Source organism: Stenotrophomonas sp. YIM B06876 (assembly GCF_030711595.1).
Taxonomy (GTDB): Bacteria; Pseudomonadota; Gammaproteobacteria; order Xanthomonadales; family Xanthomonadaceae; genus Stenotrophomonas.
In genome coordinates, this window is sequence record NZ_JAUJUJ010000324.1 from 1 (window position 1) to 946 (window position 946).

A 946-nucleotide genomic window follows, 5' to 3' on the forward strand; every position below is an offset into this window, starting at 1 on the left:
GCCAGCGGCACCGGGCGCCGGATAGGTCTGGTAGCCGCCCTGCGGGTAGTTTTGCTGCGGGTAGGCCTGTGGCTGCTGATAGACCGGCTGCTGGACCGGGTATGGCGCGCAGGCGGCCAGCCCTCCAAGCAGCAGGATGGAAGCGGCCCAGGTGGCGCCGCGTTGAATGGTGTGCATGAAGAACTCCTTGAATGGGAATGGCAGTGCGCCTCTGGAACATTCGAGGCGGGCCGCACGGTTGTCAGATTGCAGCAGATCCGCAGCGCTCCCCACGTCGGCCCGTGCGTCGCATCTGGGTAGGCGCACGCCTACGGATCGCTGGCGTCAGACTCAGAAGGTGTGAGTGAATCCGGCGTGGCCGAGCGGGCCGCACAAAGGTGCCCGATCAAGGCGCAAAGCGCAGCCAGAGCTCGGGCTATGGCGAGCATTTGCAACGCCGATGGGGTGCGTTTTTGCGGGACGAGCGGGCATGGCGGGTTCGTTCACACCTTTTCAGGCCTTGCCGGTGGAGCCGTAGCCGTTCTCGCCGCGCTCGGTGGCGGGAAACTCGTCGACCACGTTGAACCGCGCCTGCACCACCGGCACGATCACCANGCGGGCATGGCGGGTTCGTTCACACCTTTTCAGGCCTTGCCGGTGGAGCCGTAGCCGTTCTCGCCGCGCTCGGTGGCGGGAAACTCGTCGACCACGTTGAACCGCGCCTGCACCACCGGCACGATCACCAGCTGCGCCAGGCGCTCCATGGGCTCGATCGTGAAGGCGGCGCTGCTGCGGTTCCAGGCGCTGACCATGAGCTGGCCCTGGTAGTCGCTGTCGATCAGGCCGACCAGGTTGCCCAGCACGATGCCGTGCTTGTGGCCCAGGCCCGAGCGCGGCAGGATCAGCGCGGCGTAGCCCGGGTCGCGCAGGTAGATGGCGATGCCGGTGGGCACCAGTTGCCAGGCGT

The 946-nt window shown here is 67.1% G+C and carries 1 protein-coding gene; it reads right to left on the bottom strand.

The genetic code is table 11. From position 1 onward, the window contains the following. Window positions 1–623: 623 nt before the first annotated feature. Window positions 624–946, bottom strand: a 323-nt coding sequence (dut, locus tag QZH66_RS17040) for a dUTP diphosphatase (protein ID WP_305807036.1), incomplete at its 5' end; no start/stop codon positions are given.